The sequence below is a fragment of the Reyranella sp. genome (assembly GCF_044224635.1).
Taxonomy (GTDB): domain Bacteria; phylum Pseudomonadota; class Alphaproteobacteria; order Reyranellales; family Reyranellaceae; genus Reyranella.
Window position 1 is genome coordinate 1 of sequence record NZ_JBGAKA010000092.1, and the last position, 13256, is coordinate 13256.

At 68.4% G+C, this 13256-nt stretch carries 16 protein-coding genes; all 16 read right to left on the reverse strand.

The annotated features are described in order from the left end of the window. Positions 1 to 162: 162 nt before the first annotated feature. Positions 163 to 981: a GPW/gp25 family protein gene (locus tag ACILR9_RS37945; RefSeq protein WP_395715192.1), complete on the reverse strand. Its 819-nt coding sequence runs from the start codon at positions 979 to 981 to the stop codon at positions 163 to 165. 14 nt (positions 982 to 995) lie between these two features. Then, positions 996 to 1313 (reverse strand): hypothetical protein, encoded by a 318-nt coding sequence (locus tag ACILR9_RS37950; RefSeq protein ID WP_395715193.1) that lies wholly within the window; start codon positions 1311 to 1313, stop codon positions 996 to 998. A 195-nt stretch (positions 1314 to 1508) separates the two neighbouring features. Further along, positions 1509 to 2015 (reverse strand): phage baseplate assembly protein V, encoded by a 507-nt coding sequence (locus tag ACILR9_RS37955; RefSeq protein ID WP_395715194.1) that lies wholly within the window; start codon positions 2013 to 2015, stop codon positions 1509 to 1511. Then, on the reverse strand, positions 2012 to 3136 hold the full coding sequence (locus ACILR9_RS37960; RefSeq protein WP_395715195.1) for a hypothetical protein: 1125 nt from the start codon (positions 3134 to 3136) through the stop codon (positions 2012 to 2014). Before ACILR9_RS37960 ends, ACILR9_RS37955 begins: the two co-directional genes overlap by 4 nt. Positions 3137 to 3146: 10 nt before the next feature. Continuing rightward, entirely contained in the window at positions 3147 to 3497 is a 351-nt protein-coding gene (locus ACILR9_RS37965; RefSeq protein WP_395715196.1) for a Base plate wedge protein 53, read from the reverse strand. Between the two features lie 11 nt (positions 3498 to 3508). Next, positions 3509 to 4168 (reverse strand): hypothetical protein, encoded by a 660-nt coding sequence (locus ACILR9_RS37970; RefSeq protein ID WP_395715197.1) that lies wholly within the window; start codon positions 4166 to 4168, stop codon positions 3509 to 3511. Positions 4169 to 4190: 22 nt separating this feature from the next. Further along, positions 4191 to 4490 (reverse strand): hypothetical protein, encoded by a 300-nt coding sequence (locus ACILR9_RS37975; RefSeq protein WP_395715198.1) that lies wholly within the window; start codon positions 4488 to 4490, stop codon positions 4191 to 4193. A gap of 9 nt (positions 4491 to 4499) precedes the next feature. Next, positions 4500 to 5552, reverse strand: coding sequence for a hypothetical protein (locus tag ACILR9_RS37980; protein ID WP_395715199.1), 1053 nt, complete (start codon positions 5550 to 5552; stop codon positions 4500 to 4502). 2 nt (positions 5553 to 5554) lie between these two features. Next, positions 5555 to 5776 carry a hypothetical protein gene (locus tag ACILR9_RS37985; protein WP_395715200.1) on the reverse strand — a complete coding sequence of 74 codons (222 nt, stop codon included), beginning with the start codon at positions 5774 to 5776 and terminating at the stop codon, positions 5555 to 5557. Further along, a complete protein-coding gene (locus ACILR9_RS37990; RefSeq protein WP_395715201.1) occupies positions 5773 to 7758 on the reverse strand; it encodes an ATP-binding protein in 1986 nt (661 codons plus the stop codon). Before ACILR9_RS37990 ends, ACILR9_RS37985 begins: the two co-directional genes overlap by 4 nt. Beyond that, entirely contained in the window at positions 7755 to 9107 is a 1353-nt protein-coding gene (locus ACILR9_RS37995) for a DUF4255 domain-containing protein (protein WP_395715202.1), read from the reverse strand. The genes ACILR9_RS37990 and ACILR9_RS37995 overlap by 4 nt, the downstream gene beginning before the upstream one ends. Further along, positions 9104 to 9364, reverse strand: coding sequence for a hypothetical protein (locus ACILR9_RS38000; protein ID WP_395715203.1), 261 nt, complete (start codon positions 9362 to 9364; stop codon positions 9104 to 9106). Before ACILR9_RS38000 ends, ACILR9_RS37995 begins: the two co-directional genes overlap by 4 nt. 461 nt (positions 9365 to 9825) lie before the next feature. After that, positions 9826 to 10551 (reverse strand): hypothetical protein, encoded by a 726-nt coding sequence (locus tag ACILR9_RS38005; protein WP_395715204.1) that lies wholly within the window; start codon positions 10549 to 10551, stop codon positions 9826 to 9828. A 10-nt stretch (positions 10552 to 10561) separates the two neighbouring features. After that, entirely contained in the window at positions 10562 to 11086 is a 525-nt protein-coding gene (locus ACILR9_RS38010; RefSeq protein ID WP_395715205.1) for a phage tail protein, read from the reverse strand. A gap of 22 nt (positions 11087 to 11108) precedes the next feature. Next, entirely contained in the window at positions 11109 to 12608 is a 1500-nt protein-coding gene (locus tag ACILR9_RS38015; protein WP_395715206.1) for a phage tail sheath family protein, read from the reverse strand. Between the two features lie 273 nt (positions 12609 to 12881). After that, positions 12882 to 13256 (reverse strand): response regulator transcription factor (locus tag ACILR9_RS38020; protein ID WP_395715207.1); only part of this gene is annotated, 375 nt, incomplete at its 5' end.

Sequence of the window (13256 nt, forward strand, 5' to 3'; positions counted from 1 at the left end):
GAATCCTGGCGATAGGAAGGATTGTCGGCGGCGTAGGTTAGCAGCTCGACCAGCATGACGCCGAGATCGGCCCGGCGACCATCGGTCCAGCCCGGCACCAGCAGGCGACCAGCCGATCAGCATCAGGCGGCGGAAGCCCTGATAGTCGCCCAGCGAGGCCGGTCAATATCGGGCTTCGGGCCGACGATCGGCAGACCAGGCCGGTAGCTGGAGACGTAAGTGGCCCAGGCCTTCGACCTTGAACGAGAAGTCGATCGACGACAGGCGCGGATCGAAACCGGCCGGCGGATTGCTGGAACCGGAGCTGGCGACGATGCTCAACGTATAGGTCGAGAAGTCGCCGGAGCTGTCGGTGCGCACCACCAGCGTTCGGGCGAGATCATCCACCGTGGCGACGAGGCCCGGCTCGGCCTGGGGCGGAAGGGCGTTGGCCGGCGCGCACCAGACGATGCCGATCCGGGTGATGCGTTCGCCGCCGGTAATACGGATGTTGTCCGGCGTCAGGGCGAAGCCTGGCCGCAGCAGGCGGACGAACAGGGTCTGCTGGCGCGGCGCCGCGGGCGGTCCGCCCTTGTCGAGCACCTCGAGAAAATCGATCGCGTTGGCCGTGCCGCTGAGGCGCAGCACGTCGAGCCGGCGGAGGTCGCAGCAATGGAACTTCACGGCGCGCCTCCCGGAGCGGTGAAGCTCGCGCTGTGCGTCGTGCGGTCGAGCAGCACCGTAGGTGACATCGACGCGCAGCGCCGCGTGCTCCTCACATCGACCGCAGCATGCGTCATCGCTCGTGGCGGCGGCGAGCGTCGTGCTGTTGGGCTCGAACACCAGAGACAGCAGCCCGGCGCCAAAATCGGGCCGCATCACCCGCTCGCCCGGCGCGGTGAACAGGACCTGCTGGATGAGGTCGCGGATGTGGTCGTCGCGATCGGTCGTCGCGGTGCGGCCAAGGCCGGAGAAGTGATACGGGAAGTCGAGGTCGGGCATGGTCTCTCCCCTCCTCAGGTCGCCAGCACGCGGGTCTGCGCCACGACCGGCATCATCGGCGTGCCGGTCGGCACGCAGACCGACTGGCCGACCATGGTCACGACCGGCGCACCGCCTGCCAGCACACGCACCGCGCCTGCGATCCATTGCCCGGTGACGCACGGCGGATTTGGCGTCCCGGTGAGCGCACAGCCCGCGATCGCATAGGGCGAGGCCAGCGTGACCACGGGCTGCCCCGACACCATCACACGCGGGAACGGTGCGAGAGGCGTCGCCTGGCCGGCGTGGGTGCACAGGACGGTCGCACCGAGATGGAGGATGGGAGCGGGCATGGGTTACCAACCTCCCGACTTTGCCGCGCGGCGAAGTCTGTCATCCTGAGCGCAGCGAAGGATCTCATCGCCAGAAGTTCCAAAGCGCGCTCGTGGCAGCCGGCGATGAGCTCCTTCGCTGCGCTCAGGACGACAAGTATGGGCTTGGGCTCGGAAGGCGAGGTTGGAACTGGATCGACCAAACATGCGCATCGCCTACACCACCGTCAGCGCGCCGAGGTTCACGTCGACGGTCGGGCCGGTCATGTTGATGATCGCGCCCTTGCCGTTGGAGATGATGATGCCGACGTCGCTCACCGAGATCATGGCGCCGGTCGTGGTCTGGATCAGGATGCCACCGGTCGGGCCGGGCACGTCGCTGACGACGATGCCGTTCTTGAGGGTGGTCTGGATGGTGATGCCCGAGACCGCCGGCGGAACGGTGCGCGCCATCACCGGCACCTCGGCGGCGCTGCCCCAGTAACCGCCGACCCAGATCGGATAGTCGGGATCGCCGCGTTCGAACTCGATCCACACGCCCGAGCCGATCATCGGCACGGTGAAGATTCCGGTGTTGATGCCGGCCATCGGCAGGCAGGGCATCGCCCAGGTGCCGGGCACCAAGCCCGCGACATCAGGCACCATCGCCTGGATGCGGCCGATCTGCATCGGGTCGACATTGTTGATCACGGTGCCGCGATATTTTCCGTAGAGCGGGGTCATGTCGGCACCGAGGGCACTGTGGAGATCAGCGCGTTGCGGGCGAGCGAGAAGCCCTGCTTGTACGAGCCGCGCTCGATCTCGTGCGTCACGCTCTTGACGTAGTAGAGGCCGTCGAACGGCAGGCCAGCGCCGCGCACGCCGACGAGCTGTCGTGACTTCAGCAGGCGGCCGTACTTGGCGACGTCGAGGCGGCCGGCGCCGAACACCGAGTCGCTGTTCTGGCCGGCATAGGCGATGCCGGCCATCAGCGCTTCGGGCGCCGACAGATGCGCCGTCTCGTCGAGCTTGACGATCTTGGGCGGCAGCGGCGGCACCAGGCCGAGCGGCGGGTTGAGCGGCGTGATGTCCGGGATCGGCACGCCGATCGGCGCCTTGCTGAACGGCTCCTGGAAAAAGACGATCGGCAGCTTCTTCTTCTCCTTGTCGAAGTTGAAGGAGAGCTGCTCGACGTTGGTGTGTGCGTCCATGTTGGTGGTGAGCGCCGGCTGTGGCTCGCCGACCCGGATCTCGGGCCCCCAGTAAGCCTTCGAGGTCCCCGGCGACAGTCCCGGCTCGAGATAGAAGACGTAGCCCGCCTGGCCGGCGAGCCGCTGCACATACGCGTAGTCGCTGCCGCGCTGCGACGGGATCTGCTGGATCGGCAGAGGCGGGATGTCGAGGATGCTCGGGATCACCATCGGGATCACGCCGAGGGCCGCGTACTTGGCGAGGATCAGCAGGACGCGTACCGACGGCGGCATCGCCGGGAACGGCAGGCCGGGGATCTCGATGAGATCCATCAGGGCCGACAGGTCCTTGCCCTTGACGACGAGCCGCGACACCCCGCCTTCGCCCGGCTGGGTCTCGACGTTGGTGGTGATGCCGTCGATGATCGACTGCGCGCTGCCGTTGATCGTCACGATCAGCACGACCCGCATCAGCGGCAGGCTGCCGCCGCCCGACAACAGGAACAGCGTGCGCAGCGGCGAACGCGCCGGCAGCTCGAACACCAGCTCGAAGCCGCTCTGCGCCCCGCCCGATCCGCATTCGACCTTGGCGTGGACCAGCGCATCCGCGACCTCATGCGGCGGCGTGATCGGCACCGGCCCGATCTTGAGCGAAAGCTGGACCCCGCCGAGCATGCCCCTCTCCTCACGACCCCGTGACGGCCGGAATGACGATGCGTGCGCCGAGCGTATCGGTCAGCTCGAGCGGATCGGTCACCGCATTGGCGTCGGCAATGCGCCAGTAGAGCTCGGAATTGCCGAACACCTGCGCCGCGAGCAGGTCCGGCCGTTCGCCGCTCTGCACGATATGCTCGAGCGCGACCGCCATATCGCGCTGCCGCGGAATGAAGCGACGCAGCACGTAGGCGATGGTCGGATCGGTGGGGCCGCGCTGATAGAGGCCGAAGGCGATGCCGGCATAGCGACTGTCGGGCGAGAACGGATTGGTCGGGATCGCGCCGGCATCGATCAGGGCTTGCACGGGATCGGTCGTCATCGCCCTCTCCGTCACGGCAGGTTGGTGAGGCCGATCGAGGCCAGCGAGGCCGAGCCCGCCTTCTTTGCGAGCGTCTCGCGCGTGCGCAGGTAGCCCATGAAGATCGTGCCGCCCTTGTGCGCGAAGCCGAGGTCGTCGGTGCTGAGCACACGCATGCCGAGGCTCACCTTGGCGCGGATCGGATTGAGCGCTGGATCGAACGCCTCTTCGGTCACCGAGAACTCGGTCACCCGCACGGCGACGACGCGGCTCTTGCTCCAGACGAACAGCACCAGAGGCGCCTCGGGCGGCAGGATCTCCAGCGCGCCGTTCTGCGTTTGCGTCGCGACGTTCAGCAGCTCGTCGACGCTGGGATTGATCAGCGCCTCGAGCAGCGCGATCTGCGGGCCGATGCCGAACGCCACGGCATTGGCGTTGTTGCGCGGAAACTCGAGCTGGTCGGTGGCATCAATCTCGGCGTCGAGCTTGATCGACTCGATCGCCGGCCCCTTCAGCCGGAACGGCTGGGCGCGCTCGCCGCCGCCGTCGCCGCCGACGCCCTGCACCTGGTAGCTGCGCGTCAGCGTGTCCGGATTGTACTGCAGGGCAATGGTATTACGCACCACGCTGCCGCCCGGCGCCATCACGACCAGGCCGCCCTTGATCAGCTTGGGAGACGCGGTAAGGCTCATGGTGTCGCTCCCGTCGCCCGTTTCATTCGCCGCGCACCACGCTTACGGGGTTGTCCGCCCGCGCAAGGTCGATGCGGACGATCAATTCGCCTCCCGCGCCGACGATTCCCGTCGCATCCGAAGGAATCAGGCGCTCGGGCTTGAAGGTCAATTGCCAAACCGTCGGGCCGCTGGGCGGCGAGAAACCCTTCAGGAGATTGATCGCGCCGACGAGCCTGAACGGCTCCTCGAGCGTCTTTCCGGCCAGCACGCGCAATGCCCGCTCGATGGCCTCCAGACATTCCTCGGCATGCAAGCGCGTGGGCGTTTCGCTGCTGGCCATGCTGCTGCCTCATGGTCCGGGCGCGGGCGACGTTCCCGTCCAGCCCTTGCTGGTGGCATAGGTGCGCACGGAGCTGATCAGGGTCGCGAGCACCGCGGCACCGGCGATGTAACCTGTGCTGCCGGCGACGCCAGGCGAATCGGGAATGGCATTCCATCGCTTGGTGGCCGCATTGTCGAACTTCGTCAGTCTCGCGCTGACGCGCCCCTGCATCGCGGCCTTCGCCGCTGCCGCATCGGCGCTGCTCGATTTCGGCTCCTTGATCGCGTCGAGCTCCTGGTTGGTCTTGGACCAGTTGCCGCCCTTGGCGCTGCCAATGCTGTCGGCGACCCAGTCGGTGTTCCAATGCGCCCATTCGTGCGCCGACGACGCGGCGGTGCTGTGCCAGTTGGGGCCGCGCCCGCCGCCGACCGTGTTGTAGTCGGCCATGTCGTCGATCGCCGACTGGAAATTGCCGGACGTGATGTTGCCGCCGTCGACGGGGTTGGCGGTGTTGGGCGTTGCGGTGTCGGTGGGCTTCGACGGCCAATCCGCGACGTTGACCTGACCCTGCAGCGTCAAGGCCGTCACGTCGACCCGCCAGTTGTCGGCATCGGCCGAGACCGCGTCGAATGAGATGGTCGAGGTGGCTGGCGTGCAATCGTTCGAGCTGCTGCCGGTCGTCGGCGACCCGCTCGGTGCCACCGTCTGGTGATGGGTGTCGCCGATCAGGGGCGCAGGACTGCCCATGAGCGTCTCGGGTGGGCGGCCCTTCCTCAGGATGGTGCGGATCGTGTGCGTGCGCGGGGTCGCGAAGCCTGCCGGCGCGGCGTGGGCTTCCTCCTTGTCCTTCGGAATGATCTCCACCAGCCCCTGCTCTCCGACAGCCTCGTCTTCGTCCTCAGCCTCGCGCTTCGTGCCAGCGGAAGTGGCCTGCAGGGGCACCGCGGCGTAGTCCGAACCCGCCACGCCATCGGCGAAAGCGGGCACCTTGGCGCCATTGTGCTTCGTCCGCTCCTCCTCTCCGACCGGCGTCACCGCCTTGTTCGCTGCCCTGGAGGCGACGGGAACTGCCCTCTGCATGGCTATTCTCCCTCCCGCGTCAGGCGGCTGGACACCAGCGGATGATCGAGCACACCGTCCGCAATCGTTTCGGGCAAGGCGCGGCGCACGCTGGCGGGCGGCGCCCCCTCCAGCCGTTGGCGGATCGCCTGCCCAACGGCCGCTTCGAGATCAGCTGCCCGCAGGACGCCATCGTCGTGCACCACGAGGTGGCCAATCCGCAGGTCGAGGTCGCGGGCGCTCATGCCGTGCCTCCGGGCAGACTTCCCATGCTGCGCTCGAGCTTCGCGAACTCAGCGCGCGCAGCCGCGATCAGCATCGACTGATCGATGAGCCCGCCGTTGTCAGCCGCCTTGAAGGCAGCATTCACCGCCACGCTGCGAATATTGCCGCCCGACAAGGTAAGACGGGCGAGCGTGGCGAAGTCGATCTCGCCCATCGGCGCGTTGGCCGGAAACTGCCGGCGCCAGATCTGCTCACGCGCAGTCGCATCGGGAAACGGGAAGTTGACGATGAACCGTATCCGCCGCAGGAAGGCCTGGTCGAGCGCACCCTTCATGTTGGTGGTGAGGATGGCGAGCCCGCGATAGGCTTCGATGCGCTGCAGGAGGTAGGCGATCTCGATGTTGGCGTAGCGGTCGTGGCTGTCCTTGACCTCGCTGCGCTTGCCGAACAGTGCGTCGGCCTCGTCGAAAAGCAGCACCGCACCGCTCGCTTCCGCCGAATCGAACAGGCGCTTGAGATTCTTTTCGGTCTCGCCGATGTACTTGCTGACCACGCTCGCGAGGTCGATGCGGTAGAGATCGAGCCCGACATCGCCCGCGACCGCTTCGGCGGCGAGCGTCTTGCCGGTTCCCGATTCGCCCGCGAACAGGGCGACCAGCGCCTGCCCAAGTTGATGCCTGGCCCCGAATCCCCAGTCGCCATAGACGCGGTCGCGCTGGCGCAGGTGGCGCGCGATGTCGCGCAGCATCGCCATCTGACCGGGCGGCAGCACCAGATCGTCGAATGTCACCCGGCTGTCGATGCGCTGCGCGATGGCGTCGAGCCCGCCGCGCGCCGCCTCGCGGGCCGCGGGCCAGATCGCCTCGACCGGCATGGTCGGCAGGTTCTCGACGATGCCATCGATCGCCGATGGCCCAAGATGGAACTGGCGGGCCGCCCGCTCGAGCGCGGCGCGCGTCGCCGCCTCGTCGGCTGCGATCGCGCCCGGCAGCCGCTGCCAGCGCCTCAGCAAGGCTGCCCTCGTACGTGCCGCATCGGGCGGCGGCAGGTCAAAGCGCAGAACGCGGCGAGGCCGCACGAGGGAAGAGAGTTGCGGCCGCAGCGCGCCGAGCCACAGCAGGCCGCAGTGCAGGCGCGCCACCAGGCGAAGGGCCGCCACCTCGGAGCCGGCGCCGTCGATCGACACGACCGGTAGGCAGCCGACGAGCGCCGCCTCACGATCGACATGCACGGCGAGCCGCAACAGCGCTTCCGGATCCGCCGGCAGATCGCGGCTCTCCAGCCAGAGGCCGGGGCGCGACAGGCGGGTCAGCACGGCCAGCGCCATGTCGCGCCGCAACGCCGGGTCGCGGTCCTGGTCGTGCAAGACCGCGACGGCGCCGGGATGGTCAGGCGCCGACAGGGTATGCGCGATCCGCGCCGCCAGGGACGCATCCTCGTCTTCGATATCGTGCCCCGGCGCGACGACCGTGGCCACGCCGGCGAGCACGGGATCCGACGCCGGCACTCCCGTGACGAAGTGAACAATCCGCTCGTCGATCTGCAGGGCCGCCTGCGTGAGGTGCGGGCCGGTCTCCGGCTCGATCATATGCCACTGGCGCAGCGCCGAATCCGATGACAGGGCCCGCCAATGTGGCGCCGCCAGGGTCGCAAGACCGAGTCCGTAGCTTGCCCGCGACGACGCACCACCATTCAGGGTCGCCACCGCGGCACGCAGGCCCTGATCGAGCTCCAGCCCGGCGGCCAGCAACAGCAGCTCGCGCTCGAATACCGAAAGCCCGAAAGCCCGCCCGAGATGAACCAGGGCAGGCGTGAACCCCGGCAGCTCGTCTGTCTCGACGCAATCTGCAGCGACCAGCGGCGCCGACGGATCGGCGACGCGCGCCTCGAGCCGCTGCCGCAGCCGGCCGATCGCGCCGATCAGCCATTGCCGATTGCGCTCTGGCCAGGTCTGCATCGGCGTGAGCGTTGCGCCGCAATCGAGGTCGACCGCGACGTTCATGGCGGCACCACGATCTGCTGCGTCGCATCGAACACCGGCTCGGCGCCGCTTTGATCGAGCAGGATGCTGTCGGCGCCGTCGACACGCAGGCGTGCCCAATGCGGCCCGGCGGCCACGCTGTCGGGGAACTCGAAGATCAAAGGATCGGACGACGCCGCCCGCGGCAAGGCATTGGCCGAGACGGTGCCCAGGGAGAGAGACGCTCTCTGCTCAAGGCGCACCTGCGGTCTCGACCGCATGGTGACCGTCACGCGCGGCGGAACGCCGCCCCGCACCGCCGTCGCCGCCGGCAGGCCGAGGCCCGCATCGGCCGCGATGACCGGCACGGGCGCCAGGATCAGCGGGATGGAATTGGTGTCTCGCGGATCCGGCTCCCCCGTCGGCGTAAACCTCACGGTCGCCGCCAATTGCCCTGCCGCCAGGGCGGTCTGGGCGGCAGCATCATTGGGCACCAGGATCCGGAGCGATCGGCCGCCGGGATCGACGCTGGTCGGCACGATCTCGATCGCTGCCGCCGCATTGAGGCGGTGCACCAGCCGCACGACGTGCCCGGCACCGGCCAGCCGCACACCCGTGATGTCGACCTGATCGCCCAGCCGCGCGCCGGTTTGCGGCACGAGCGTCGCGGCCTCGAAAAGCGTCGGCAGAGGCGGCAGCAGATCGGGATTGACCACGACGCCGCGGTCGCGATGCGTGACGGGGTCGCGGCGGCCGCGCGACAGGACGGGAAGCGGCGAGATCGCCGGCCTGGTCCCTTCAATCAGAACGACGGACACGTGATAGGCAGACGACGGCCGATAATGTGTCTGGATGGCCGACCACAGTCTCGACATGTCGTCGGTGGTCACGGCGGCGGGTGTGATCTTGATCAGCTCCACCTGGTCGGCGAGGTCCGACGCCGCGAGCGCCTGGAAGGCCGGCGGCAGCATGCTGACGTCGAGCGGGCTCGGATTGAGCGCGCGCCGGATCGCCGCCCGGTCGAGCACCGGCCGCTCGTGCAGCAGGTGCATGGCGTAGCCGAGCAGTATCTCGGCCTGGAAATCCATCCGGCCGTAGGCGGTCAGCAGATAATGCAGGTCGAGCGCCAGCGGCGCGTTGGTCAGCCGCTCGCCGCTGGCGGCTCCGCGCGACGGCAGCCCGACGGTGCTCCAGCCCTGGTTGGGCGTCACGCGATAGAGGAAGAGATTGAGCCGCGGCGGATCGTTGGCGTTGTCGAGGTTGATCGTGTCGGGCGCCACGGCGCTGACGGCAACCGTGCTGCCGATCGCCGCACCGGCTTCGACCAGGCCGTTGTCGAGAAGATTGCGCAGGACGGCGCTGACCGCGCCGATGGCGAGCGGCGAGCTCATCTCCGCCCTCCGCCCGCGCCGCCGCGCAGGTAGTCGGCCAGCGACTGCGACGGAAGCGGCCGCGGCTTGCGGCGCTCGGCCACGGCCTTTGGCGCTGCCGGCGCGCGCACCTCGAGCCGGTCGATCGTGACCTGGATGACGGGCCGCTCGTCGCGCGGCGCCCGCGGTCGGGCGGCCACGACGGCATCGCTGAGCGGCGCCACGGTTACCGACGTGCGCTGCCGACGCCCATCCGACGGCCCGATCACCGGAGGCACGTCCTCGGCGGATTTCCTCAACCAACGAAACTGTGTTGCTGTCGGGACGTCCGACGGAGCTGGCGCCGCAATGGCGTGTGCGCTCCGCCCGCCATCGAGGGAACGCGCCGAGAGCACCGGCCGGCGCGCCTCGCTGGGCCTTGCATCGTCTGGCGGCGGCGCGAGCGTCGAAGGGGGCGGGACGGGCCGGGAGCCCATCGAAACTTCCGGCTCATCCCGCCTTTCCTCCGGACCCCACGACCGGCTCGGTGTTGGCGGCGTCTCTATCCTTCGCGGCGCATCGGTGAAGGGCTGTCGGTTTGCGGACGCCCCAGGTGACGCCCGACCTTCATCGACGATCTCGACAAACGCCTGCCCGGCTACCGGACCCGCCTCGGCGAAGCGCGTTGGCAGGGAGACCCGGGCAGCGCCTGCAGGCGCCACGCCGCGCGCCAGGCCGGCGAGATGAGCGAGGAAACCCATCACCCGGCCTCGACGAGCTGGAGATAGGCGGCGCGACGAACCGGCGAGAGCTGCAAGACCTCGGCCTCGGTCCAACCATAGGCGCGCGCCAGGGCGTCGACCTCGATCAGGGTCCGTTCGGCAGCGCGCTGCAGCTCGGCCGTCAAGGCCTCGCCGACATCGAGCAGCGAAGGCCATTCGTGGGAGCAGCCGACACAGCGCAACTGAAAGGCGATCGTTGCGGCGGGGTCCAAGGCCTCGAGATGCCGTTCCAGCCCTCCGACCGCCGGCCCACCGAGCGCAAGGTCGTCAATCGCGAGGCCTTCGGCGCCCTCCAGGCAACGGGCAAGCAGCGCCCGCGCCGCATCGGCACTGTCGGCTACCCCGGCGATCGCAATCAGGTCGTCGATCGTGGGCGCACGCGCTGTCAGCGACCGGCCTTCCCATTCGATGGTGGTGCATTGCTCGATCGGCTGGGCACCGAGCTGCTCGGCCAAAGCGACGCCGTCGACGGTGAACTCGCATTCCGTCGCGCAGGCCGGGCAGGCGCTGCGCAAGGACCACTGGCGATTGAAGATCGTGTTGCGCAACGCGAGCAGGCCGAGATTGCGGGCCCCGAGACCGCGGGGGACCGATGCCGCGATGCCGAGCAGCGCGTCGTCACGCTGCCAGCGATCGCGACCGACGGTCGCTTCCCACAAGGCGAGCACCTCGTGCTCGCGATCGGTCGATGCTGTCGCCCGCATGGCCGCCTCGTCACGCCGGCTCGGTGAATCTGGGCTCGGACGGCTCGGTCACGTCGAGGTCGCGTTCCCAGCCCTCGTTCTCGAGCTTGAGCGTCTGGATGGCGACGGCGTTGGTGTTGGCGTCGAGATCGGGCAGCGCCTGGAACTCCGACGCCCAGCAGCGGAAGATCTTGTAGGCGATCGCGAGCTGGCCGGCCTCGTTGTAGAACTCGAGGATGATGTCCTTGCGGAAATCCGCCAGCGACACTTCCGAGCCCAGGCCCGAGCCGAAATTCCACACCTTGTTCGCCCATTTCTCGAACTCGGTGTCGTGCGTGACGCCGCGCTCCAGGGTCACCGCCTCGAACTTGGTGCGCCCGGGCGACTTGCGGCCGGTCGACGGGTCGCCGCCTTCGCGGTGCTCGACCACCTCGGTGCTGCGCTTCAGCGCCGACACCTTGCTGATGCCGGCGACATAGCGGCCATCCCACTTCACCCGGAACTTGAAGTTCTTGTACGGGTCGAAGCGCTGCGGATTGACGGAGAACTGGGCCATGGCAGGTTCCTTTCAGCGCCGATCAGGTCGGGATCTCGCCGGCGATCTGCTGGATCTTGAGCACGACGAACTCGGCGGGCTTCAGGGGAGCGAAGCCCACGAAGATGTTGACGATGCCGAGGTTGATGTCGGCCTGCGTCGTGGTCTCGCGGTCGCATTTGACGAAGTAGGCCTGCCGGGGCGTCGTGCCCTGGAAGGCGCCCTGGCGGAACAGGCCCTGCATGAAGGCGCCGATGTTGAGCCGGATCTGCGCCCACAGCGGCTCGTCGTTGGGCTCGAACACGACCCATTGCGTGCCGCGATAGAGGCTCTCCTCGAGGAACAGCGCGGTGCGCCGCACCGGGATGTACTTCCATTCCGATCCGCGCGCGTCGTTGCCGTCGAGCGTGCGGGCACCCCAGGCGACGGTGCCGTAGACCGGCAGCGTGCGCAGGCAGTTCACCGCACTGGGATTGAGCTGGCCGTTCTCGGCGTCGCTCATGGTGATGGCGAGGCCGGCCGCCCCTGTGATCGAGGCCTCGGTGCCGGCCGGCGCCTTCCAGACGCCGCGCGTGGCGTCGGTGCGGGCGAAGATGCCGGCCATGAAGCCCGACGGCGGAAACGGCCGCAGCGCGCCCTGCTGCAACGGATCGGGCGCCATCACCCAGGGGAAGAACAGCGCCGAGTTGGGCGCGTTGACGCCGGTCTTGCCGGCCAGCGAGGCGACCACCGTGCTGACGATCTCGGTCTGGCCGGCATCGACGATCAGGAAGGCACGCCGGTCACGGACCCGCTGCTGCAAGGTGGCGATGGTCGGCCCGTCGGTCAGGCCGGGCACGCAGACGATGTTGAAGAGGTCGATGCGGTCGGCAATGCCGCCGACATCGAAGGCGGTGGTCAGTGCGGTGAGGAACGTGGCATCGGCCGGGCCGATCACCGTGCCGTCGACGCCGTTGGTCGTGGCGTTCAGCGCGACCGTGGCGTCGGCCGGCGTGGGCGGCGTAGGCGGCGGTGCCGTCACTGTCAGGTTGTCGATGAAGGCCGACCGGCCGTTGATGACGGCCGTCACGAAGCGTGGATCGGTCGCGGTCATCGACAGGTTGGCGAACGATTCCAGCACGGCGTTGTTGGCACTGGGCTGGATGACGTCGATGGTGAAGCGGGTCGGGTCGTCGGCCCGTCGCGTCAACCGCACGCTGAAGTTGCTGGCCCAGGCACCGGGCGAGCTCGCGGGAATATGGATGTCGCCGATATCGCAGGCCGCGGTCACCGCCGTCGCGTCGGCGATGCGCAGGACATAGGCATCGGCGCCGCCATTGTCGTAGAAGTGACGTACCGCGTAGCCCAGGAACGAGCGCGAATCGAGGCCGTTGTAGGCGCGCTGGTAGTCGGCGAAGCTGGTCAGTCGCAGCGCCCGGTTGGTCGGGCCGCGCGGCGCCCATCCGACGAACAGCGTGATCGATGTCGCCACGCCGGTGATCGTGCGCACACCGCTCGGCAGCTCCTCGATATAGACGCCGGGTTGCAGAAGGGCGACGGGCATGGGACCTCCTCTTCCGTCAAAAGCCGGGTGGACGGTGCCGAAGCGAGGACGCACCGTCGTCGAGCGCAGGGATTGTCGCAGAGAGTTCGCGCGGGCGAATGAGCCCTATGGACTAGGCGACCTCATGTGAGGAAAGCGGCCCACGATGCCTTGCGCGTGCGATGGATGACGGCTTCGGCGCAGCGTCGTCGCGCACGATCGTCCGATCGCGACGAGAGCGTGATCCGATCGCGAGGCAAGCGCGATTTGGCGGCAACGTTGCGTGATTGCGATCTAGACCGTTGGGTCCCCATCCATCGCCGCATGGTCATGGACCATGGCGGGATCACGCTGCTTGTGATTTTCAGGTATGCGATCGGGGCTATGGGTTGCCTGCCGTCGCGAGAAGGCGACGATCTCGATGCGACGGCGCATCTTGAGCTTGCCCAGGATGCTGTGAACATGATTCTTCACCGTCGCGCTCTGGATGCCGAGCGCCTTGGCGATCTGCTTGTTCGACAGACCTTCGCCGACGCAACGCGCGATCTCGCGTTCGCGCTGCGTCAGCGCATCGGAGGGGTTCTCGACCGCGCGCGAGGCCGCCAGCGCGCTCACGCGATTGAGCAGGATGCCGGCGGTGCGCGGCGAGCACACGAGCTCGCCGCGCAC

Coding starts and splice junctions, on each gene's coding strand:
- ACILR9_RS38015 (WP_395715206.1), bottom strand. CDS start 12,608: ATGCCCGTCGCCCTTCTGCAACCCGGCGTCTATATCGAGGAGCTGCCG.
- ACILR9_RS37955 (WP_395715194.1), bottom strand. CDS start 2,015: ATGACCCCGCTCTACGGAAAATATCGCGGCACCGTGATCAACAATGTC.
- ACILR9_RS37960 (WP_395715195.1), bottom strand. CDS start 3,136: ATGCTCGGCGGGGTCCAGCTTTCGCTCAAGATCGGGCCGGTGCCGATC.
- ACILR9_RS37945 (WP_395715192.1), bottom strand. CDS start 981: ATGCCCGACCTCGACTTCCCGTATCACTTCTCCGGCCTTGGCCGCACC.
- ACILR9_RS37965 (WP_395715196.1), bottom strand. CDS start 3,497: ATGACGACCGATCCCGTGCAAGCCCTGATCGATGCCGGCGCGATCCCG.
- ACILR9_RS38005 (WP_395715204.1), bottom strand. CDS start 10,551: ATGCGGGCGACAGCATCGACCGATCGCGAGCACGAGGTGCTCGCCTTG.
- ACILR9_RS38010 (WP_395715205.1), bottom strand. CDS start 11,086: ATGGCCCAGTTCTCCGTCAATCCGCAGCGCTTCGACCCGTACAAGAAC.
- ACILR9_RS37985 (WP_395715200.1), bottom strand. CDS start 5,776: ATGAGCGCCCGCGACCTCGACCTGCGGATTGGCCACCTCGTGGTGCAC.
- ACILR9_RS37975 (WP_395715198.1), bottom strand. CDS start 4,490: ATGGCCAGCAGCGAAACGCCCACGCGCTTGCATGCCGAGGAATGTCTG.
- ACILR9_RS37995 (WP_395715202.1), bottom strand. CDS start 9,107: ATGAGCTCGCCGCTCGCCATCGGCGCGGTCAGCGCCGTCCTGCGCAAT.
- ACILR9_RS37950 (WP_395715193.1), bottom strand. CDS start 1,313: ATGCCCGCTCCCATCCTCCATCTCGGTGCGACCGTCCTGTGCACCCAC.
- ACILR9_RS37980 (WP_395715199.1), bottom strand. CDS start 5,552: ATGCAGAGGGCAGTTCCCGTCGCCTCCAGGGCAGCGAACAAGGCGGTG.
- ACILR9_RS37990 (WP_395715201.1), bottom strand. CDS start 7,758: ATGAACGTCGCGGTCGACCTCGATTGCGGCGCAACGCTCACGCCGATG.
- ACILR9_RS37970 (WP_395715197.1), bottom strand. CDS start 4,168: ATGAGCCTTACCGCGTCTCCCAAGCTGATCAAGGGCGGCCTGGTCGTG.